Origin of the sequence: Herminiimonas sp. Marseille-P9896 (genome assembly GCF_903993245.1) — a bacterium.
GTDB classification, from domain to species: domain Bacteria; phylum Pseudomonadota; class Gammaproteobacteria; order Burkholderiales; family Burkholderiaceae_D; genus Oxalicibacterium; species Oxalicibacterium contaminans.
This window is the reverse complement of the sequence record NZ_CAJEVT010000003.1, coordinates 604,339-626,575: the sequence shown is the minus strand read 5'-3', so window position 1 is coordinate 626,575 and position 22,237 is coordinate 604,339. Positions and strand designations below refer to the sequence as shown.

18 protein-coding genes and 1 tRNA gene are annotated in these 22,237 nt (G+C 51.2%); 6 read left to right on the top strand and 13 right to left on the bottom strand.

From position 1 onward, the window contains the following. Window positions 1-78: 78 nt before the first annotated feature. The 7 genes from H7U06_RS13185 to H7U06_RS16395 all read right to left on the bottom strand — a co-directional run bounded on the left by H7U06_RS13185 (window position 79) and on the right by H7U06_RS16395 (window position 9,699). On the bottom strand, window positions 79-1,101 hold the full coding sequence (locus tag H7U06_RS13185) for a DUF4917 family protein (protein WP_175626587.1): 1,023 nt from the start codon (window positions 1,099-1,101) through the stop codon (window positions 79-81). A 137-nt stretch (window positions 1,102-1,238) separates the two neighbouring features. Next, entirely contained in the window at window positions 1,239-1,838 is a 600-nt protein-coding gene (locus tag H7U06_RS13180) for a GIY-YIG nuclease family protein (RefSeq protein WP_175626586.1), read from the bottom strand. A 2-nt stretch (window positions 1,839-1,840) separates the two neighbouring features. Further along, window positions 1,841-3,079 carry a DUF262 domain-containing protein gene (locus H7U06_RS13175; RefSeq protein WP_175626864.1) on the bottom strand — a complete coding sequence of 413 codons (1,239 nt, stop codon included), beginning with the start codon at window positions 3,077-3,079 and terminating at the stop codon, window positions 1,841-1,843. 20 nt (window positions 3,080-3,099) lie between these two features. Continuing rightward, window positions 3,100-6,222 (bottom strand): type I restriction endonuclease subunit R, encoded by a 3,123-nt coding sequence (locus H7U06_RS13170; protein WP_175626585.1) that lies wholly within the window; start codon window positions 6,220-6,222, stop codon window positions 3,100-3,102. A 32-nt stretch (window positions 6,223-6,254) separates the two neighbouring features. Beyond that, on the bottom strand, window positions 6,255-7,589 hold the full coding sequence (locus tag H7U06_RS13165) for a restriction endonuclease subunit S (protein WP_175626584.1): 1,335 nt from the start codon (window positions 7,587-7,589) through the stop codon (window positions 6,255-6,257). Then, complete coding sequence (locus H7U06_RS13160) at window positions 7,579-9,141, bottom strand: class I SAM-dependent DNA methyltransferase (RefSeq protein ID WP_175626583.1); 1,563 nt, start codon at window positions 9,139-9,141, stop codon at window positions 7,579-7,581. The genes H7U06_RS13165 and H7U06_RS13160 overlap by 11 nt, the downstream gene beginning before the upstream one ends. Window positions 9,142-9,555: 414 nt before the next feature. After that, window positions 9,556-9,699 carry a DUF6471 domain-containing protein gene (locus H7U06_RS16395; protein WP_220789137.1) on the bottom strand — a complete coding sequence of 48 codons (144 nt, stop codon included), beginning with the start codon at window positions 9,697-9,699 and terminating at the stop codon, window positions 9,556-9,558. A gap of 181 nt (window positions 9,700-9,880) precedes the next feature. On the opposite strand from H7U06_RS16395, the gene H7U06_RS13155 reads away from it, so the two are divergent. The 3 genes from H7U06_RS13155 to H7U06_RS13145 are packed head-to-tail and all read left to right on the top strand — an operon-like array spanning window position 9,881 to window position 14,974. Further along, window positions 9,881-12,577 (top strand): Mu transposase C-terminal domain-containing protein, encoded by a 2,697-nt coding sequence (locus H7U06_RS13155; RefSeq protein ID WP_175626582.1) that lies wholly within the window; start codon window positions 9,881-9,883, stop codon window positions 12,575-12,577. Window positions 12,578-12,587: 10 nt separating this feature from the next. Next, window positions 12,588-13,640 (top strand): AAA family ATPase, encoded by a 1,053-nt coding sequence (locus H7U06_RS13150; RefSeq protein WP_175626581.1) that lies wholly within the window; start codon window positions 12,588-12,590, stop codon window positions 13,638-13,640. After that, a complete protein-coding gene (locus tag H7U06_RS13145; protein WP_175626580.1) occupies window positions 13,637-14,974 on the top strand; it encodes a TniQ family protein in 1,338 nt (445 codons plus the stop codon). The genes H7U06_RS13150 and H7U06_RS13145 overlap by 4 nt, the downstream gene beginning before the upstream one ends. A gap of 207 nt (window positions 14,975-15,181) precedes the next feature. Here the strand turns inward: H7U06_RS13145 and H7U06_RS13140 are convergent. From H7U06_RS13140 to H7U06_RS13115, 6 genes are all read right to left on the bottom strand, one after another. Next, window positions 15,182-15,271: transfer RNA gene (locus H7U06_RS13140), tRNA-Ser, on the bottom strand. Between the two features lie 152 nt (window positions 15,272-15,423). After that, the gene (gene hemW / locus H7U06_RS13135; RefSeq protein WP_175626579.1) at window positions 15,424-16,668 is read right to left on the bottom strand and encodes a radical SAM family heme chaperone HemW; all 1,245 of its coding nucleotides are present in this window, start codon (window positions 16,666-16,668) and stop codon (window positions 15,424-15,426) included. Beyond that, window positions 16,665-17,249, bottom strand: a complete 585-nt coding sequence (gene rdgB / locus H7U06_RS13130) for an RdgB/HAM1 family non-canonical purine NTP pyrophosphatase (protein WP_175626578.1) — start codon at window positions 17,247-17,249, stop codon at window positions 16,665-16,667. Before rdgB ends, hemW begins: the two co-directional genes overlap by 4 nt. Window positions 17,250-17,375: 126 nt before the next feature. Then, window positions 17,376-18,110, bottom strand: a complete 735-nt coding sequence (gene rph, locus H7U06_RS13125) for a ribonuclease PH (RefSeq protein WP_175626577.1) — start codon at window positions 18,108-18,110, stop codon at window positions 17,376-17,378. 6 nt (window positions 18,111-18,116) lie between these two features. Then, window positions 18,117-19,046 carry a PP2C family serine/threonine-protein phosphatase gene (locus H7U06_RS13120; RefSeq protein WP_175626576.1) on the bottom strand — a complete coding sequence of 310 codons (930 nt, stop codon included), beginning with the start codon at window positions 19,044-19,046 and terminating at the stop codon, window positions 18,117-18,119. Window positions 19,047-19,079: 33 nt separating this feature from the next. Beyond that, on the bottom strand, window positions 19,080-20,087 hold the full coding sequence (locus tag H7U06_RS13115) for a serine/threonine-protein kinase (protein WP_175626575.1): 1,008 nt from the start codon (window positions 20,085-20,087) through the stop codon (window positions 19,080-19,082). Window positions 20,088-20,266: 179 nt separating this feature from the next. Here H7U06_RS13115 and H7U06_RS13110 point away from each other — a divergent pair, with 179 nt between their 5' ends. The 3 genes from H7U06_RS13110 to rpoZ all read left to right on the top strand — a co-directional run bounded on the left by H7U06_RS13110 (window position 20,267) and on the right by rpoZ (window position 22,122). Beyond that, a complete protein-coding gene (locus tag H7U06_RS13110; protein WP_175626863.1) occupies window positions 20,267-21,163 on the top strand; it encodes a YicC/YloC family endoribonuclease in 897 nt (298 codons plus the stop codon). Window positions 21,164-21,251: 88 nt separating this feature from the next. Further along, the gene (gene gmk / locus H7U06_RS13105) at window positions 21,252-21,896 is read left to right on the top strand and encodes a guanylate kinase (RefSeq protein ID WP_175626862.1); all 645 of its coding nucleotides are present in this window, start codon (window positions 21,252-21,254) and stop codon (window positions 21,894-21,896) included. Between the two features lie 22 nt (window positions 21,897-21,918). Beyond that, window positions 21,919-22,122, top strand: coding sequence for a DNA-directed RNA polymerase subunit omega (gene rpoZ / locus H7U06_RS13100; protein ID WP_124575160.1), 204 nt, complete (start codon window positions 21,919-21,921; stop codon window positions 22,120-22,122). Window positions 22,123-22,237 lie beyond the last annotated feature (115 nt).

Sequence of the window (22,237 nt, the reverse complement as noted above, 5' to 3'; positions counted from 1 at the left end):
TAAAGAAGCGCATGAAATCAGCCCATCTCCTCCGAAAAGACCGTAGCCAAGTCAATCAACAGCACGAAATAAGTAAGATTACTTGCCCCAGACTTTTGCAGTTGATGAGTCGAAATACGTGACGCTTAAGGGTATTTTCCCGCGACGAGCGTTAGTCATTTTCTCAGCTCGACGTACAATGTTCTTATTATCTGGTGAATTGAAGTCACCATACAAACCGATGTAAAGGTGCTCAATCTTCCCTTTCTCGATTCTCTTCAAATAATGTTCATCATTTGCCGCGAGCGAATGACCGTATACAAATAGAGCACCACGAATTTCACTAAAGCTCCTATAGGCCTTCGCTAAATAATCGTTGTGTCTGATTCGCGCATATTTCTCTGCGCTCGTCCCTTCCGATACGAAAAGTGGATAGTAGTCTTTGTTTAAGGCGTTGCGAATTTGGTCAATTAACCGCACCCCAGTATTGCTCCAGGTGTACTTCTGAATTTCAGTCTCTGCATCAAAGACATGAAGCGCACCATGCAAGAAGTGCATGTTTTGCTCGTGGCTTTGACCTGGCTCCCAAACAACATATTCGGCATCGAAATTTTCTTCAGATTTCCGGAATCCATCATCCGAATCTGGCTCAACACCCTCCGGCGTGTGCATTTGAACCCAGTACAGCAGCAAGTCGTAGTTGAACGTATACGTTGAGTCAAAGTTTGCTAAAAATTTTCGACATGACGTGTATTCCAACTCAGTCAACTCACCAGGCCAAGCTGGATGAGATGAGGCAATCGTTTGAACAAGAAGCTCTCGCAGCCCGTTTGCATCGTCTTCTAGGGTCTTGAGCAATGCAGGAGTTCCACCGTACGCGGCCAAGATTGCTTTCGCATCTCGTAGAGCTTTGATAACTCGTTCGAAATCTTGCGTACTTAGGGCCTCAAATGCCTTTTTGACGGTTGGAGACAACTTTGAAAAGTCTGCCTCCTCGTAGAGTTTTCCGTAAGCGAAAATATCCGGCCGGCACGCAATGCTAAAACCATTGCCCAACAGCAGATGGCGTCTTGTAAATCCTGCCGAATCGAAGAGAGCTTCTTGAAATGAGAGTAAGGCCATGTTCGTTGCCAAAATTAAATGCCAACGCGCAATGTACTTGTTTGTTATCAGGAAACTAATCCCATAAATATGGGATTGCTGGCGTTCGAAGTTGAACTTAAAAACTGGATGTTATGAGCAATAAAGCGCTCAATGAATCACCAGCAATCACAATCTTCGCCACAGCCAGGAAACGTAAGGCACTCGAATGCAATCGGTCGGGTGCTCAAATCTCGCGGGCCATAACGGAGATTGTCTCCGCCATTAATCAATCGCGTGTTTTCCCAACCGTTAATAACGCCCTCGTCACGTTCATGACAGTAATAGGAGTACATATACCAATTGTAATTGTCGTAAAGAAAATGCTGCACCACTTCGCGCATTTCTTGCGGGCTGACACGAAACCACTCTGAATTCCATCTGGAGCCATAATGAGGAATGGCCTCATAACGGCCACAAAGCATTGTTTTGACAGATTCTTCAATCTCTGCGAGCTTTAAGGGAGTGATACCGTCCTTCACCTTGAATGCGCATAGCAATGTAAAGTGCGGGTTCTGGCTGCTGCTTGCTCTGGTACCGAGGGCGCCACTGGTTAACCCAATTTTTGCTTCGTCAAAATGGCGAATGTCCGTTCCGACGTAAATCCAGTTGGTGGTCGAGTTTTCCTGCCTCAATCTTTCTCGCTCAACCTCAGCTGATTTGATGTCGTCGTAATCATTGGGATTAAAGTCATCTTTCCAGAATTTATTTGTTGCCACTTTCAACTTCCGCCTTTCGCCCAATTACATGCAGGGCAGCTTACCTGTCCATTTTGTACAGTAGTACGTCCCCCGTTGTTCCAAGCGGTCTTATGGTCACAGTGCCAATCATCCCACTCGACTCTTATGCCTGAACAATTAAGACGCACTTGGCATATTTGCTGGTCCCGCCGAAAGACGGCAAGTCTCTGATTATGAGTAAAATCACGTTGATTATCTTTTAAAGAGAGATTTGGAAAACGGGCAAGTAAATCTCTTAGTAAGAAATCCATCCGAAATTTAATTGAATCTTGTGAATCCGTGCTGTGACTTATCTTTTCTTTGTAGGCTAACCATTCAGGTGCTATTTGGTCCTCATCCAAGTTTTCTTGGTTACGTCGTCGACTCTCGAAATCCAAGAACCAAGTCCGCAACTCTTGCTTCACTTCATTCACCGCGTACAATCTCTGTAATTCAGAAAAAACGCAGTAAAGAGAGACGACGTTGTAACGTTCAAGTTCGGGGGTTTTATCAGTAAAAACCTCTGCTAGCAGGTTCAAAGTACGCAGAACGCCCTTTGCAATTTTCCCTTGAACATCAAATTGTCGGTTGTCCCGATACATACGGTTTAAATCTGCATCCTTTACGTTTATAGGCTCACCAGCCTTCTCAAGACATACCAACTGAGCGGCCACGTGGTCAAATGTAAAGCGTGCATTTGTAAAGCCGACTTTTTGAAAAATCTGTTGTTCAGTCAGTGACTTCACGAACTGTCTCATTTCACCAGGCATAGCATTTCGCTTTTCCTGCGCTTTTAACGAAGTGCCATTCTGCAAACGCAAGAACATTTCACGCACTTCCTCTTCGTCCGTATCCTCCAAGACCACGACGTCTAAAGAGTACTGGTCAAATCGAACCCGAAGGTCGTCGGGTAGCGTTGCATACCCACATCCCGCTACCGGCAAACCGTCCACCATTTCAGCGTCCTTCGGGATATCAAACTCTCCATCGACGAAACTCCAAATTGCTCTTAACCGCTGTTGCCCATCAACGACATCGTAGCGGTCAGGTTTTTCATCGATTTTGCGCCAGTACATTTTAGGGATGTCGTACTCGCGCAGGATACTGTCAATCAACAATTGCTTTTGCGCTTTAGACCATACTGCGGGACGTTGAAAGTCTGGATTGGTATCAATACGTTGCCTAATGCCCCTAGCGTTGGACAGTGTGCTTAATGGCCAAGGTTTTTTATTAGTCTTCATTCAAATAAACTTTCATTTAGTTAGGCCCACGTCTCTCCGAGCGCCTCAGCCTGCTGTAGTACCAATTCAACCGCGTTGTCTGCCATGTCTGGCGGATATTTGTATTTACGCAAAATACGCTTAACCATCAGCCGCAAACTGGCACGTACGCTTTCCCGCTGCGACCAATCGACCGTGATGTTTTTACGCAGATTCTCTGTCAGTTCATGTGCAATCTTCTTCAACGTTTCATCTGTCAATTCTTTCACGGCTGATTCATTGTTGACCAGGGCGTCATAGAACTTCACCTCATCGTCGGTCAACCCTAATTGCTCACCACGATTCGCTGCTTCCTTGAACTTCTTTGCCATCTCGACCAGCTCTTCCATCACCTGCGCAGTTTCAATGCTACGGTTCTGGTAGCGCGTAATAACGCCGGTTAGCAATTCGGAAAATTTCTTCTGCTGAATTAGGTTGCTGGCGAACTTACTTTTGATTTCACCTTCCAACAGTCGCTCTAACAGCTCAACTGCCAAGTTTCTCTCAGGTAGTTTTTGAACCTGAGCCAGAAACTCTTCGTCCAGCAGGCCAATATTTGGTTTCTCCAAACCGACGGCATCGAAAATGTCGACAACACTGTCACTCACGACGGCTTGGTTGATGATTTGCCGAATAGCGGCATCCCTCTGCTCATCAGTCTTTTTCTGATTACTGATATCGCGCTTGGTCAGGATGACCTTGACCGCCTGCATAAAGGCGACTTCTTCGCGCAGCGCTTTCGCTTCATCCAAAGTGCAGCAAAGGCTGAAGGCTTTGCTCAACGCAAGTGCTGTGTCGGCAAAGCGTTTTTTGCCATCGCGCTTGTTGTCCTTGCTTTCTGACTTAATGCCAAGAACATGGTTAGCCGCTCCAGCCAAAGTCTTGTGTCCTCCAGACTTAAAACTCGAATAGTCAAAACCATGCAGCATGGCTCGTAGCACATCGAGCTTCTCCAGCAAAACTGACAGCGCTTCATGCGCATCAACGGTCGGCTTGCCACGACCTTTGCTGGCGGTGTATTCCTTCATGGCAGCTTTGAGTTCATTGCCAATGCCAATGTAGTCAACTACCAAGCCGCCTTGCTTATCCTTGAACACGCGGTTGACACGGGCAATTGCCTGCATCAGGTTGTGTCCCTTCATCGGCTTGTCTACGTACATGGTATGCACGCATGGGGCATCAAATCCGGTCAGCCACATATCGCGCACGATAACCAGACGCATTGGGTCGCTAGCATCCTTGAAGCGCTTCTCCAGTCGTTTCTTTACCTGGTTGCTGTAGATATGCGGGCGCAAGAGGGCTTTGTCGCTGGCGCTACCTGTCATGACAATTTTGACTATGCCCTTCTCGGGGTCAGTGTCATGCCATTCAGGACGTAGCTTGATAATTTCGTTGTAGAGATGCACGCATATATCACGGCTCATCGCCACGACCATGGCTTTGCCGTCTTGTGCTTTATTACGCTCTTCGAAGTGCGCTACCAAGTCTGCCGCAACGCTAGCAACGCGAGGCTCGGCACCAACCACCTTTTCCAAAGCAGCCCAGCGACTTTTGAGTTGTGCTTGTGTGCCTTCTTCCTCATCCTCCGTCAATTCATCGACTTCGTCGTCAAGGACGGAGAGGTCAGCCTCTTTTAATCTCAACTTAGCCAGACGGGATTCATAGTAGATGGCGACCGTGGCACCGTCTTCCTTTGCCTGCTGCATGTCGTAGACATGGATGTAGTTGCCAAAGACGGCGCGCGTGTCTCGGTCTACGCTACTAACCGGTGTGCCAGTGAAAGCCACGAATGTGGCCTGCGGCAAGGCATCGCGCAGATTCTGGGCGTACCCGACTTTGTAGGTTTCTTCGCCTGGCTTACCTTTGAGCTTGGCTTCAAAACCGTACTGGGTACGGTGCGCTTCATCGGCTATGACCACAATGTTGCGCCGGTCAGACAAGACGGGAAATATGTCTTCGTCCTCGCCAGGCATAAACTTCTGGATGGTCGCAAAAATAATCCCGCCCGATGGACGGTTAGTCAGCAACTGGCGCAATTCTTGACGGGTATGTGCCTGCGCTGGCTGCTCACGCAACAGGTCTTGCGCCAGGCTGAACACGCCAAACAGCTGGCCATCCAGGTCATTGCGGTCGGTGATGACTACGATGGTGGGATTCTCCATCGCCGTGTCTTGCATGACCCGCGCCGCAAAGCAGGTCATGGTGATGCTCTTACCACTACCTTGGGTGTGCCAGACGACACCACCCCTCCCTTGGATGTTGGCTGGTGTATCGACTCGCGATGACGCTACCACTTGCTCGATAGCTGCACGCACCGCGTGGAACTGATGGTAGCCAGCGATTTTTTTGACTAGCCTGCCGTCATCCTCGAACAACACGAAGTAACGCAGGTAATCCAGCAAATACTGCGGCGCCAGCACGCCCCGCACCAAAGTTTCTAGCTCATTGAACTCACCCAATGGGTCTATGTTGATGCCATCGATGGTGCGCCATTGCATGAAGCGCTCGGCATCTGCCGACAAAGAACCCAAGCGCGCATCCGAACCGTCTGAAATGACCAGTATCTCGTTGTACTGAAAAACGTCGGGAACCTGTTCTTTATACGTTTGAATCTGGTCGTGCGCTTTCCAGATGTCCGCCGTCTCATCGGCAGGATTTTTAAGTTCCAATAGCACCAAAGGCAAGCCGTTAATGAAAAGAATAATATCCGGCCGACGTGTGTGATGCGGTCCCTTAATGCTGAACTGATTAACTGCCCAGAACTCGTTGCGGGTGACGTCGGACCAATCGACCAAGCGCACAAAATCTCCTCGAGTTTCGCCATCCTTTTGATATTGCACTGGTATCCCACCCACCAGCAGCTTATGAAAAGCGCGGTTAGCGGACAATAGCGAAGGGATACCCAAGTCCATCATCCGTTGCAAGGCATCTTCTTGTGCAGCGGCTGGAATGTCGGAATTCAGCCGCTGAATAGCTTCACACAAACGATAAGGCAAGATGACTTGACGATAACCTGTACGTTGCGGCGTAAGACCGTCATGCGCAATATCCGGCCCATAGCGAAGCGTGTAGCCGACATTCTGCAGCCAACTCAGCGCTTCTTGTTCTAATTGGTCTTCGGTCATGCTGGCATCACTCCCTGATGTCTTTTTTAATTTTAAATTGCTTCAAGTGCTTCCATTGCTTCTGGAAGGCGCAGTTGGCCGGAAACTAGCCTATGCAATAGCGTATCGCGTAGGGTAGCAAGAGTTTGAGATTGTTCTGAATACAGTCTTGAATAAATTGCGCGAGCAATATGTTCAAAAGCGGACAGAATCGCATCGCTTGGCAAAACGATAAGCTTGGACGCTAACAGTCGTTTATCGTCAAGATTTGGAATCGACGTTCCATTAATGTAGTTCCAGATTTCTTTACTATTGCGCATCTCTGCCAGCAAGCGGTCGACGTAAATGGCTTTGGCAGAATTACCGCAATCTAGGCGTTTCACAAAATTCGAAAAAATCACTGGCATACCATATATCGACTCAAAAGAGGTTCCAGCCCACAGAGGCCGGCCGCATGGTCCCGCACCAGAGGATGCAATAAGAACCTCCTTATCGCAAACACGACGTTTTTCCATTGCTGATGGCTTTACCCACCTCAAAGGAGCATCTTTCGCAAAGCCAAGAGACCGAAGATTTTCAAGGTCAACACCTCTCAAACTAATAACCGGCACCAAGTCATCATCTTCTTTTGTATCCTTTCCCCAAAGACCTCCTATGGTTACAGCGCAAATCTCCCCCAACGTGACAACCCGCCACCCATTAGGAACCAAGCCCAGTTCAGACTCTTCAAACCCATCCGGAAATAGCGCCGCCTTGGCCTCGTCCATGCCTTCGGGGACGCGACCTTCCATCTTGGCGTGCACGGGGTCAAAATCGATAAACCAAGATTTGAACAGTGCTTGGGCGATGGCTTCGAGGGTGACGTTGGCTTCGCGCAGGAGGGTAATGCGGTCGTCTAGTGTCTTTAAAATTTGCGCCGCACCCAACTGAACTTCAAGAGGCGGGACTTTAATTAGTACCTTACGCAACTCGCTTTGTTTGATACCAAGAACAGTCGTCCCAGTGGCCCTAGACCTCAGTTGGCCTTGGGTCTCTTCTGACTGCAGCAGGTATAGCAGGTATGTACTGTCAAGTAATCCCGCTTTACCACGCAACGTCACGACACGTTGAGCTAGCGCTATTTTTTCCAAACCGAGTTGAGCGACTTCGCCCAATGGAGCCTCTACTGTAAGAACCACATCGCCAGCCTTCGGAATACCTCGTCGCATCCATGAATCATAGTTATTTACCGCAATGAACTCGGTCGGTGTTTCAATTCGTCCCGCTTTGATGATTTTTGCTGTAATCAGAGGAATACCAGAGTTTGTTTTTTCTGGTGTTTTTCCACGATAGTCAATCAATGCATCCAAACACTCTTCTAACGCAAGAACCGGCCATTCAGAACTCATAACCCAGCCCCCCCAGCTTCTCCCGAATCGACGCATCTAACTCGGCACCCTTTGCCATCTGCTCGCCCAGCTTTTCCGTAAGCTTTTGCATCTTGTCAGCAAAGACTTCGTCATCATCCTCGACCTCTTCGGCGCCCACATAGCGCCCGGGGGTCAGCACATGCCCATGCTGGGCAATTTCAACTAAAGGCACACTACGACAAAAGCCCGGTACATCCTGATATTCGACGACGGTCGCTCCAGCATCCACCTCGCCACGCCATGCCGCGACCGTATCTGCAATATATTTAATTGCATCGTCGTCCAACTCGGTCTGTACGCGAGAAATCATCTTGCCCTGCTTGCGTGCATCTATGAACAACACTTCACCCTTACGCTTCTTCTGCTTGGTCAAGAACCATAGACATGCAGGAATCTGTGTGTTGAAGAATAACTGGCCTGGCAAGGCAATCATCACCTCCACCACGTCAGCATCGACCATGGCAGCACGGATGACGCCCTCATTGTTCTGACTCGAACTCATCGAGCCATTGGACAGCACGATACCAGCACGGCCATTTTGCTTAAGGTGATGCAACATGTGCTGCAACCATGCGTAGTTGGCATTGCCTTTTGGTGGGTCACCGTAGACCCAGCGCGGGTCGCCTTCTAGGCTACCGTGCCACCAGTCGCTGATATTGAATGGTGGGTTAGCCAGAATGAAGTCTGCCCTCAGGTCAGGATGCTGGTTCTTGACGAAGGTGTCGCCGGGTTCGCGGCCCAGATTGAAGTCGATGCCGCGAATCGCCAAGTTCATTGCTGCCAAGCGCCACGTGGTCGGGTTGGCCTCCTGGCCGTAGATGGACACGTCACCCAGCTTGCCACCGTGGGCTTCGATAAATTTCTCGGATTGCACGAACATCCCGCCTGAACCACAGCAAGGGTCATACACCTGTCCATGATGCGGTGCCAGGACAGCAACCAAGGTTTTAACAATACTGGCAGGCGTATAGAACTGGCCGCCGCGCTTACCCTCCGCGCTGGCGAACATGCCTAGGAAATATTCGTACACCTGCCCCAATACATCGCGCGCTTCCGATGCGTTAGTGCCAAAGCCGATAGTGGACACCAAATCCACCAACTCGCCCAGCTTGCCATCTGGCAGTTGCGCTCGGGCGTAGCGCTTGTCTAGGATGCCTTTAAGCTTGGGGTTCTCGCCCTCGATTACGGTTAGGGCATCGTCTATGCGTTTGCCGATGTCTGGTTGCTTGGCCGCTGCACGCAAGGCTTCCCATCGGGCGCCTTCGGCCACCCAGAAAACGTTGGCGGCCTTGTAGTAATCGCGGTCTTCCAGCTCTTCCACAATTAACTCGGGACTGGCATCTGGCAGAAAGAACTCATCCGACTCGTCAGCAAAGCGTAAAGCCAGCTCCGCCTGACGGGCTGAAAAAGTGTTGGAGATGTATTTAAGAAAAATTAGACCGAGGACAAGGTGTTTGTATTCCGCCGCGTCCATATTGGCGCGTAACTTGTCGGCAGTCGCCCATAGTGTTTTTTTGATATCGTCGAGCATTGAGCCGCTTAAAAGTTGTTATTAAGTAATTTGCATTATGCATGTTGCGTCTCTAAGAGGCCATATATTCGCCTCATGCAATAGTAAAGCCTGTGCGGTTGGGGCGGTCGAGAAAATTGCCATGGGTCTTGCCAATTACCCAAATGCTAGATAACCTACTTTTCAGGTCTATGACCAAATGCTAGAAAACTAATTAGTTTTACTGCTTTGCTGACACCATCAGCAAGTCGATTCGCTATTTGTGAGAGGGTTCACAATGGAGAATCGATGGATAAGCGCTTTATATGCTGCCCTAAACAGGCCGCACTATCTAAAGAGATATCAGGCAGACTAAGTCGCTGTGCCTTAAAGTTGGCGTGGTCGTTTTCAGCTAACTACGCTCAACCTCAAAGCCCCTATTTCAAATGTTGGGTATTACGCGAAGGAAAGCGCTGTAGCAAAACGGCGAGTATTAACTTTTCGATTAAGCCGCTCTGGCGTTTCATATTTTCCCAATTCTTTAAGCCTACTTGGCAGTTCTTTGGCATCGACTTTGCGCGGCGCCTTTTCATCTACCAACGCTTCCCAGCATTATGGTTCGTACGCGAACCTGCTATCCGATTGCTATGGGCACACCATAACTTTAAGGTTCGATTACATCGAATCTTAAAACCTAAAATCGCCACCCAGTCCCCAGACTTTTTAACATCATTGACTACGTTTCTATATGTCAGCAGGAACCAATTCATTGGGAATGCTGATGCTAGATAAAACACAACTCGTTGACTTATTCGACCGCCTGGAAACACCACGCTCAGGCCGCGTATTAGTTACAAACGCAAGAACGCAGGCTCCCGTACGTGACGTCAAATCACGCGGTGGCAACGTCATTACGCTTTTGGCAAGTCATAAAATGGGGTGCGAAATTCGCACCGAGAGTCGTCACATCGAGTTCGCTGCTGCTATCGAGCGAGAGTATGACCCGCGAGTGCTTGAGTACTACGCGCAGCCCACTGAATTGAAGTTGGAGCTGATTGACCCAGCTACTGGCGAAATTCGACGAATTACTCATTTCCCCGACTTTCTTGTTATACGCCAAGATGGATTTACGCTGGAAGAATGGAAGTCGGAAAGCAAGCTAGAGCGGCTAGCTGAAAAAACCCCTTACCGCTTTGTAAAAGGCAGCGACGGGAGATGGTATTCACCACAAATTGAAAAGCAATTGGCCAACCTGGGCATTGCCTATCGCATCTTCAGCGACTTAGACCTACCTCGACGTCGCGTAGACAACCTATTGCATCTGGCGGATTACTTTCATTCCGCAGCCCCGCCTTGCGACCAGCAGGAACTTGTCCGTCTCAACGCGATACTGGCGCAGCAGGGTTGCTTGCATATCGCAGAACTAATCGCCCAACCATTTAACTTCAGTGCCGATGCTTTGTTCAAAGCAATCGCCGATAACCTGGCCGTCGCAGACTTGGACCATGAGCTGCTTTCAGAACCGCGCCGCTCTCGGCTCTATCGGGATGCCACATTCCGTGACTTCGTACGGGCGGAACAACAAGCCCCCCTCGCGCTTGGTCAGGAACGGTTTGTTTTCGAAATCGCAGAAGGAGTCTGCTTTCACTATGAATCACAGCAATTGGTAATTTCGCTGGTCGGGGAGAAAGACGTCGTCTGCCGCAAAGCAGACGGAGCCACTCTTAGTCTCACCCGCACTTGGCTAACCCATGCTTTTGAGTCTGGCCAAATAGTTATGGATAACCCCGCAACACACGCTGACCTCGATTTGGTACGTCACTCTCAGGAAGCACTGAATTCTGCCTTGCACCGACGAGCTATCTTAAATGATGTTGAGCAGCAGCATGTCAGCGAACGCACCATGCGCCGCTGGCTTGCGCGCCAACGCGCAGCAACCGCCAACGGTGCCAACGACGTTTTAGCGCTTGTCCCACGTACCACGGCAAGGGGCAATCGAAGTGAGCGATTGAGCACGGAACAGGTCGACATGTTGCATAAAATTTATGAGACGAAATGGCGCACGACTGAAGCAAAGAACTACAAGAACTGTCACAGGGAGTTATGCGTTGCGTGCGATTCGATAGGCATTCAAGCGCCGTCATATCCAACATTGATTAACTACATCAAGACGCAGCAAACCGAAGCTGACGTGCGAACTCGCCATGGAAAACGGATGGCCTACCAAAACAGCGAATGGACTGATTTTTTGCGCTACGACACGCCAATGCATGGCAGTCGTCCATTTCAATACATACACGTCGACCATACACAACTTGATATAGAGCTCATTTCAAGCCGCTCCGACAAGCCGCTCGGGAGACCTTGGCTCTCACTGGCAGTCGATTCATTTACGAGGCGCATCGTTGCCTTCTATCTGACCTATGACCCACCGTCATACCGGTCAGTAATGATGGTCATGCGGGACATTGTGAACCGTCATGAGCGACTACCTGAATTCATCGTGGTGGACAACGGTCGCGATTTTATGTCCGAAGCCTTTGAATCGTTTTTGCAGGTAATGGGAGTGCACTTGCGGTTTCGTCCTGCTGGCCAGCCCCGCCACGGCGCGGTACTTGAGCGGATGTTTGGACGCGCACACTCTGAATATGTACACAACCTAGCAGGCAACACAAAAGGGACAAAAAACGTCAGGTCTCTTTCTGGGTCACACCTGCCAGAGAAATTTGCAACATGGACGTTGGAATCGATGTATTGCGGACTGCAATTCTGGGCGTTCGACTACTACAACCAGCAACGCCATCCTGCTTTGGACTGCAGTCCAGTTGAACTACACGCCAAAGGTATCAGGGATAGCGGTGCTCGTCCGCAACGCCAAATACTTTGCAACCAAGACTTTCTGATTGCAACTTGTCCTCCCGCTGACCGCGGTGGACTGCGCAAGGTGCATCGACAACACGGAATCAAAGTTAACGACATGTTTTATTGGAATGCTGAATTCAGAGACCACCGTATAGCAGGTCAAACCCTGCAAGTGAGATATGACCCTTGGGACGCTTCATCGGTATACGTGCGCTTAAAAAACCAATGGGTTCACGCCCGATGCCGAGCCATGGTGCAACTGGGTCAATTAACGGAGACAGAACGAAAAGCCCTTACCGAGGAATACCGCAAACACAGCAAAGAGCATCACGACGACGAGAAGGCTATGCAGCGACTTCGTGAATTCATGCAGGTCTTTAAGCCTGAAGGAGCTATGCAAATCGCTATGGACCGTCAACAAGAAAACAAGGCCCTTTATAACCACCTACAACTGAGCAGCATTAACCCAGTTGTTCAGTCAATGAAAACCTGTCTTGTAGAAGACGCCTCCGAATCCGCTGCACCTGCGGAAATCAGGTCAGTCACGCCCAAGCTGTCAATAACGCTTCCCGATACAACAGAGTCCAGCCTTTTACCTGATTTTGATAATTTTTAGAATGAATTCCATGACCAAAATAACTAACCACACCACGCCATCGCAACTGTCGGCGCTGCCAGACTCTCCAGAGAAACTCAATGGCGTACGCATCAAACATACCCGCATTGGCCAGATGATGAACGAACTGGAAACTCTCATTTATCCAGAAAGCCAAGATAGCATTCTGCTGGTTTGCGGTCCGACTGGTGTGGGCAAAAGCACATTAGCCACCCACATCGTCAGCAATGCACTGCAGAAGGCAGCTGCGGAGATGGAGCAAGATGCAGGAGTAATACCGGCGGTGTATGTTCAAGCGCCTTCTTCCGGCGAAGATGATTTTTCTTGGCGACTGTTCTACCAGCGGATTTTGCAACAACTTGAAGGTGACCTGAACATGCCAAAGACCGCATATGGCATCGATGCGGAAACTGGAAAGATGGTGCGTCCGCGAGGAGCTACGGGCAATAGCCTTAGTGCATTGCGTACGGCAGTCGAAAGAGCATTGACCGCCCGAAAAACACGTTTCTTGGTGATTGACGAAGCAGCTCACATCATTCGCCAGACGCGACAGAGTCGGCTGGGAATTCAGCTCGACACGCTGAAATCCCTTGCCAACGAATGCGGTACTCAAATGGTCTTGGTCGGCGCTTATGACCTGTACCAACTGGTTTCACTGTCCGGCCAGCTTGCCAGGCGCACCCATGTGCTGCATTTCGAGCGATATCGACAAGACAGTGAAGAAGACTTGCGCGCATTTCGGGCTTGCGTTCAAAAATTCCAGAACACTCTCCCCGACTTGTGGGGCGAGCAGCTCATGCCACATGCCGAAGCTCTTCTGGAAAATACACTAGGCTGTGTCGGCACTTTGAGCTGCGTACTGACCCGCGCAGCGAAACTGGCTCAAAAGGACGGACGCTGGTCAGTTGATGCATTGCGACGCGCACTTTTGACAGAGGCGCAACGGCATCAAATTTTGGAGGAGATTATGGATGGTGAAGCTGCCATCAATCCAGGATTAACGAGAACAATGCCGCGCTCGCATCTTCATAATAATCGCCGGCCTAGCAGGAGCGTTGCATGAGTCAAATTCAACGCAATCCGCGCTCAACTTTACATGCACTCGTCCCATACGGAAAAGGGACTTCTGAAGTTGAAAGTATAGTCAGCTACTTTTGCCGTTTGGCCGCATCCCATAGTGTTTCGACTCTGGTGCTTTCTCGTACGATTGCAGAATATTTCGAACAAATAGTCGCTGCGGACTTTGATTGGCATGAACGACAAATCGCAGGTATCCGGGAGTCGGCATTGACTTGGTCGGCCGGACTATCTGCTTTAACCTCTGTTCAAGGTTTGGATAGACTAACCTTCTTGCCATGGCGAGAAGTTATTGCGCAGAACGGGTTATCTATCGTGAAACGGGGTCAATTCTGCAGCGCGTGCTTTGCAGAAGACATCGAATGCGGACGACAACCATATTTCCGTTTGGCATGGGAGTCAGCAGAGGTCTCGGTATGTAGCAGGCATGGCCAACGTTTGACACGCCACTGCCAACACTGCGGAAAAGACAACGTTCGTCACGCTGCCGCCTTCGTTGTCCCAGGCTGGTGTACGCATTGCGGCGAGCCGTTAGCGAAAGAAAAAGAATACCAAGCTGATGTTGCGATTGAACCCGATGAATTGTGGCGGGCAAGGCAAGTCGGAGAATTGCTTGCCTCGCAAGAAAACATGACCGTCGAGGTGAGTCGAAACGCATATCTCGCAGCCATCACACGAATTATCACTGAGATGCACAAGGGGCAAAGTGCTTCTTTTGCACGCAGAATAGGAATTGCTAAAAGTACGGTGCATCATTGGTTCAAAGGAGATGGCACTCCGACATTAGCTATTAGCATGAAGATTGCTGCCCATCACGGCACTAGCCTCACGCAACTACTCACCGGCGACCTAAGTAACTGGCAACCGCCACTGATACAAGAGCAATTAGTTTTGCAACTATCGTCCGCGGCCCCTAAACCACATAAGACACCAAGGGAGATAGATTGGCTGGAAATCGAGAAGCAACTTTCTAAATTTCTGCTTTTACCAACACCAATCAGCGCACGGGAGGCAGCGCGCCGACTGGATGTGGAAGCAAGGCAGCTTTATTTGCGGGCAAATAAAACCACTCGTCAATTAGGCGAACGATGGAAAACTTATTTGAAACGACGACAAGAATCCAAAGTTATTGCAGCTTGGCCGTATCTTGAGGTGGCTTGTCTTGATTTATGGGCAGAAGGGAAAGCAGTCACACGACGAGAAATTGTGGCGAGAGTACCAGAAGAAATTCTGTCGCCGGTCGCCAATTTATTCAAGGTCCTGAAAGAAGTTCAGGCGCATCTTCAACAGACCGGTGCAAACGAAAGCAGCCAAACCTAAAACCAATCTCTTCTAATACAAAAAAACCGACCTTTAGTGGTCGGTTTTTTTACGCCCAGATTTTTTAATTATTGGAATATCACCGGAGGTATCACATTTATTGAATAAAACATAATGTGGCCCATCGGGAAATAAAGCATAAGCTGTCCAAGTGGCCAAGTTATGCTTAACGGCACATGTCGTGAGGGAATAGCAGGAACGGAATAATGGCGGAAGCGGTGAGATTCGAACTCACGAACGGGATAAACCGTCGCCAGTTTTCAAGACTGGTGCCTTCAACCACTCGGCCACACTTCCGTTTTGAGATGTTGACGAAGAAACCACATCCGTCCGATTTACTACGCATTGCACGAGCGTGCAATTAACCGGCGAAGCAGTCCATCAACTTCCAAGAGGTCGCATTATACCTAACTCCCCTGGAATTGCCGACTGTCCGGCGATTATTTGTTTCAATCCGCCAGAAACATTTCCTGCAAATCATTCAGGAAGCGTTGGCCCAGCACTGTCGGCTTGATGGTTTTATGGTCGCGGTAGAGCAAACCCTTGGCTTCAGCCTCGTTTAGCGCCCGCTCCACTGCATTCAACGGCATGCCGGTGCGTTCGGCGAACATGTTGACCTCCACGCCTTCGACCAGACGCATCGCGTTGAGCATGAATTCAAAACCAAGTTCGTCGCGCGTGATTTCCTTTTCTTCCTGGATAGGATTGCCGAGGCGCATTTGCTCCATATAGCTTTTCGGCTGTTTGTAACGCGCCTGACGGATCACGCGATGCGGGAATGAGAGTTTGGTGTGCGCGCCTGCACCTATGCCAAGGTAGTCACCGAACTGCCAGTAGTTGAGGTTATGCCGCGCCTGGCGCTTGGGCTGCGCATAGGCGGAGACTTCGTAGTGCTGGTAACCGGCGGCACTGGTTTCCTGCTCTATCATGTCCTGCATGTCGGCACTGGTATCGTCATCCGGCACGTTAGGCGGATATTTGGCGAAGACCGTGTTCGGCTCCATCGTCAGGTGATACAGCGACAAATGCGGTGGCGCATAGCTGATCGCCGTTTGCACGTCCTGCCGTGCCTCGTCCAGCGTTTGCGATGGCAATGCATACATCAGGTCGAGATTGAAGTTGTCGAAGTTGCTGGCGGCAATGTCCACTGCGCGACGTGCTTCGTCACCGTCATGGATACGGCCCAACGCTTGCAGATGTCGTGGATTAAAGCTCTGTATACCTATCGACAGGCGATTGATGCCGCTGGCACGGTAGGACTTGAATTTTTCCGCTTCAAAGGTGCCCGGGTTGGCTTCCATCGTGATTTCGACCGCGCCGTCCAGCGGCAGCAAGGTACGGATGTCGGATAGCAGGCGATCCAGTCCTGCGGCGGACAATAGGCTAGGTGTACCGCCACCGATGAAGATCGTATAAATCTTGCGGCCCCAGATCAGTGGCAAAGCCATCTCGAGGTCAGCGCGCAAGGCGGACAGGTATTCATCTTCCGGGAAACCGCCGGTCGCTTCATGCGAGTTGAAATCACAATAAGGACACTTCTTCACGCACCACGGGAAATGTACATACAGCGACAGCGGCGGCAATGCAGTCAGGCTTAACGCACCTGGCTTCAGATAGGTCGTGGCAACGCGTGCCGGTCCCGAGTGATCGAGCGCAGCAGCGACGTCGGCGCTGATCGGTTTAATCGGGATCATCGCAATTTTTCTATCAGGGCACGCAAGGCCTGGCCGCGATGGGACAGGCGATTTTTTTCTTCAGCTGTTAATTCTGCAGCTGTTTTTTGCTGCTCCGGCAACCAGAAATAAGCATCGTAACCAAAGCCGCCCTGCCCCCGTGGCTCCGCCAGCATTTCACCATTCCAGCGACCTTCTGCGATTACCGGTTGCGGGTCGTCAGCGTGACGAACGAAGACCAGCACGCAATAGTAGTAGGCGGATTTATCCACATGCGCAGAGAGGTCAGCGATGAGTTTTTCATTGTTACGTTGATCGGATTTGGGTTCACCAGCATAGCGTGCCGAGTACACGCCCGGTGCACCGCCCAGTGCATTGACGCAGACGCCAGAGTCGTCGGCCAGTGCTGGTTTGCCGGTCAGGCGTGCCGCGTGACGCGCCTTGGCGATCGCGTTTTCCACGAAGGTGACGTGCGGTTCTTCCGCTTCCGGTACGTTGAATTCGCCCTGTGCGTGCACATCAAAATTGATGGATGACAGCAAGGCACTGAATTCTTTTAATTTACCTTGGTTATTGGAGGCGAGGATAAGGGTACGCGACATGATGATCCGAAAATAAAAACGATAAAAAACCCGGCCTCAAATACAGCCGGGTGATTTGACACTACCGCTGGGGCCAGGCGCTGCGATATTTACATAAAAGCAAGTCCGCGCAGCGCAGGCTCTATTTTACGCAGCTATTGCCAAGGCCTGTTTTTGCAGCACGATCAGGTCGCTGATGCCGTCTTGCGCCAGGTCCAGCAATTTGTCCATGGTCGCGCGGTCGAAAGCAGCACCTTCTGCCGTGCCCTGCACTTCGATGAAGTGGCCAGCATCAGTCATGACGATGTTCATGTCGGTATCGCAATCCGAGTCTTCCGCGTAGTCCAGATCCAGCACTGGCTGGCCTTTATAAACGCCGACCGAGATCGCAGCCACAAAATGCTTGAGCGGAATCGCCGGAATGACGTTTTGCGCGACCAGTTTGCTGAACGCATCGTAAGCAGCAACCATGGTGCCGGTAATCGCTGCGGTGCGTGTGCCACCGTCGGCCTGGATGACGTCGCAATCCAGATGCAAGGTACGCTCGCCAAATCCCTGCAAGTCAAACGCGGCGCGCAGTGAGCGGCCGATCAGGCGCTGGATTTCCTGGGTACGGCCGGATTGCTTGCCACGTGCAGCTTCGCGATCCATGCGTGTGTGTGTCGAGCGCGGCAGCATGCCATATTCAGCTGTCAACCAGCCCTGGCCTTTGCCCTTGAGGAAGCCAGGCACGCGATCTTCGATGCTGGCGGTGCAAATGACTTTGGTATCGCCGCACTCAATCAGGACCGAACCTTCGGCATGCTTGGTGTAGTTACGGGTCAGTTTGATGGCGCGCAAGGCGTCAGCGGCGCGTCCGCTGGGACGATTTTCATACGACATGTGGCTTTAATTCCTGGAAGTGATACGTGATGATTTATCGATAGCGTTGCGGATTTCCTCAATCGCTTTTTCGATTTCTGAATCGTTATAGGTGTCTGCATTTTCCAGATCGAGGTGCCGTGGCGCCTGGATCGTGGTGGTGACACTGCCTATCGGCAAGGTGTGCGTGGTGATGGTGCTGTTGCCATGCAGGTTTTCGCTGCTTTCCCACATCATCGCCAAAGCGGTGACATTATCCCCTGTTTTACCGGCGATGCCAGTAGCAGTCGTGAGTAATTCAGGAACCGCACGCACGATGGTGTTGTTATGCAGGCGCTGCGCCAGTTCGTGATCCGGCAAGACCGACCACAGACCGTCCGAGCACAGCAACATGATATCGCCCGCCTGCAGGCTGGCACGGCGCGAAATTTCAACGATGGGCATGTTCGGCGCACCGAGGCAGTTGAATAGCTTGTTGCGCTCCGGATGCGTATCGCGTTCCGACGGATCAACCTTGCCTTGTGCAATCAGGGTTTCTATCCGCGAGTGGTCGCGTGTGCGCGCCAGGATCTGGCCGTTACGCATCCAGTACAGGCGCGAATCACCGCAATGCGCCCACATCGCACTATTGTGCTGGATCAGGCAGGCGACGATGGTGGTACGTGGCGTTTCCGGCAGATTATTGATGGCGCGGTAGCGATGGATTTCGCGATGCGCGGCAAAGAAGCTGTCTTCGAGGAAGCGCTCCGGCTTCTTGACGTAAGGTGTGGCATTTTCCTGGAACATCGAAGCGATGGTTTGCATCGCAATCTGCGCCGCCATTTCACCCATGATGTGACCACCCATGCCGTCAGCTACCAGCAAGAGCAAGGCATCACGCGTGAAGCTGTAGCCCATGCGGTCCTGGTTGTTCTTGCGACCGCCTATATGGCTTTCTTGGTAGACGGAGAATCGCATGGCTGGGTCGGGTCGGAATGAGTTAGGGTAAGTTTAACGCGTATGTTCTTGTATCGTAGTCGATACGTTGGACGAGCGTTTACCCATATTGTTGAATATGTTTTTAATCTTGCGCGCCACTTGCTGCAGCTTGGCGTCGCCCTGCTGTTCCGGCGCTGGCTCGCGCAAGGCTTTTTGCAATGCAAATACGCTTTGCGGACGCTCCAGCGGATCGACCATCAGGCTCCAGCGGATGACCTTGATCAGGTCGGATGAATAGACGCCTTCCAGCTTATTGAAGTGGCCATCCATCTTGTCATTCAGTTTGCGCTGGTCTGCCGGTTGCGGCGGGGCGCCTACCATGCAGGCGAACATCGATGCGCCTATGCTGTAAATATCTGTCCAAGGTCCGAGACTACCGTTCTTCACGTAGAGCTCAGGTGCTGCAAAACCCGGTGTGTACATCGGATACAGCTTGGGCATATCGGATTGCAAGGTCTGGCGTGCTGCGCCGAAGTCCAGCAGGATGGGCGTGCCGTCTACGCGCAGATAAATGTTGGCTGGCTTCAGATCCAGATGCAGCAGTTTATTCGTATGAACTTCGCGCAAGCCGTTCATCACGTGGCTGAACATTTTGCGAATGAAGCGCTCCGAAACCAGCGGTTTCTCGCCCTTGTCTCGACGACGCAGGATGTGGTCCTGCAAGGAACGACCGGACTCGTAGCCCATCACCATATACACGGTTTCGTTAGCGCGGAAGAAGTTGGTCACGCTCACCACGTTCGGATGGGCGATACGTGCCAGCGCACGGCCTTCTTCGAAGAAGCATTTCAGGCCGATACGGAAGACCGGCAGGTTTTCCGGTGAAATCGCCGGAACCAGTTCGCCCGGCTGGCGCAGCGCCAGCGAGCTCGGCAGGTATTCCTTGATGGCGACCGCATTGCCATCTTCATCGTAGGCCAGATAGACAATACTGAACCCGCCAGACGCAATCTTCTTTACAATGCGATATCCAGCGATTTCCAAACCATCCGGCAACGGGGCATTGTTTTGCGCAGCCATGTCGTCCTATAAATAATGTCTAGCGAGCCTGGGAAATACAGCACGGCGAAAGCGCGCCAGCAAACAGGCTCATCCCTTTTCCGGCTACCGCTATCCGGCAACCTTGTTCGTTGTGGATTGTGTGGACAAATCGCCGCTTTGTAAAGAAAAACGAGGAACTCATTTTGACCATTTGCAGCATGACCGGCTATGCCGTCACCACCCATGAGACCAGCAGTGGCACCTTGACCATAGAGGTCAAAAGCGTCAACTCGCGCTTCCTTGATTTGCAATTCCGTATTAACGATGATTTACGCGCACTGGAACCGGTGTTGCGTGAAGCCATCATGGCTCGCCTCACCCGTGGCAAGGTCGAATGCCGCCTGAGCTTTGGCCGTAAAGTCGCCAACGGTGCGACGCAGGCACTGAACCAGGGCGCACTGGACGCCGTCGCCAAGCTGCAAGCTGAAGTACGCAGCCGCTTCGCCGATGCCGCCCCACTCTCGGTCAATGAATTATTGCGCTGGCCCGGCGTGATCGAAGAAGCCGAGATGAGCCAGGAAACCCTGCAGGCGGATGTCGCCGCAGCGATGCAAACCACCATGAATGCCTTCGTCGAAAGTCGCGAACGTGAAGGTACTGCGCTGCAAACCATGTTGTTGTCACGTGTGGACGACATGGAAGCCATTGTGCAAAAAATCACACCGCTGATGCCGCAGGTCGTCGCCCAGTTCCAGCAAAAAGCCACCGAACGCATGATGGAAGCACTGGGACTAGCCGCTGGCAATGGCAACGCGCAAGCCAGCGTCACGCGCGAAGAAGCACTGGATCGTATTCGCCAGGAAGTCACGCTGTACGGTATACGCGTCGACGTGGCGGAAGAACTGACCCGCCTCGCTGCCCACCTCAGCGAAACCCGCGCCATCCTGAAAAAAGGTGGCCAGGTCGGCAAACGCCTGGATTTCATGATGCAAGAGCTGAACCGCGAAGCCAACACGGTCGGCTCCAAGGCGGCAGTCAAGGAACTGTCCGACGCATCGATGGCGATGAAACTGCTGATCGAACAAATGCGTGAACAGGTACAAAATCTGGAGTAAATCCGCAGACAGCGGCGCTACAATCGCATATCAGCGATAGCCATTGCGAACTATCGCTTTCATATTCAACCATTCATCAAGGACACCGATGTCTGAGCAAGTCCATTCTTCCGGCAGCCTGTTTTTAGTCGTTGCCCCGTCTGGCGCGGGCAAATCCAGTCTGGTTAATGCCCTGTTGCAACAGGAACCGGCCATCAAATTGTCGATTTCCTACACCACGCGCCAGCCGCGCCCAGGTGAACAGCACGGCCGTGAATATTTCTTTACAACACCAGATGACTTTCTGGCACGCCGCCAGGCCAATGAATTTCTCGAATCTGCTGAGGTTTTTGGCAACTATTACGGTACTTCCCGCATACAAATTGCTGATCAGATCGCTGCTGGCACCGACGTGCTGCTGGAAATTGACTGGCAAGGCGCGCAGCAGGTCAAAAAGCAATTCCCGCATGCGCTCGGCATTTTTATCCTGCCACCGTCGATCGCCGCCCTGGAAGAACGCCTGAAAAAACGCGGCCAGGACGAAGATCACGTGATTACTCGTCGTATCCTCGCTGCGGGCGGCGAAATCGCGCACGCTTCCGAGTTCGAATATGTTATTATCAATCAAGACTTTACCGTTGCTTTAGCTGAGTTGAGCGCGATCGTAAAAGCCGCTCGTTGTCGCTTTGCACAACAGTCAACTCGCAACGCATCCCTGTTCGCCCAATTGGGCATTCATGCCAATTTAAGCTGATATCGAATTTTTAGGAGTACGTATGGCCCGCATTACTATCGAAGACTGCCTCAAACAAGTTCCCAACCGTTTCCAACTGACCCTCGCAGCGACTTATCGCGCACGTCAGTTGTTGCAAGGCCACACACCTAAAGTCGATGCAAAAGACAAACCAACCGTGATCGCCCTGCGCGAAATCGCTGCTGGCCATGTCGGCCTTGAAATGTTGAAAAAAGTCCCTAGCTAATAATCTCTGGCTAACCGCGATGCGGCTGATAGACTATCAGTATGAACCTGACACCTACAGATTCAACAGCATCCATCGCTTCAACTAACCGAGCGGTTCCTGACCGCTCGGCCAA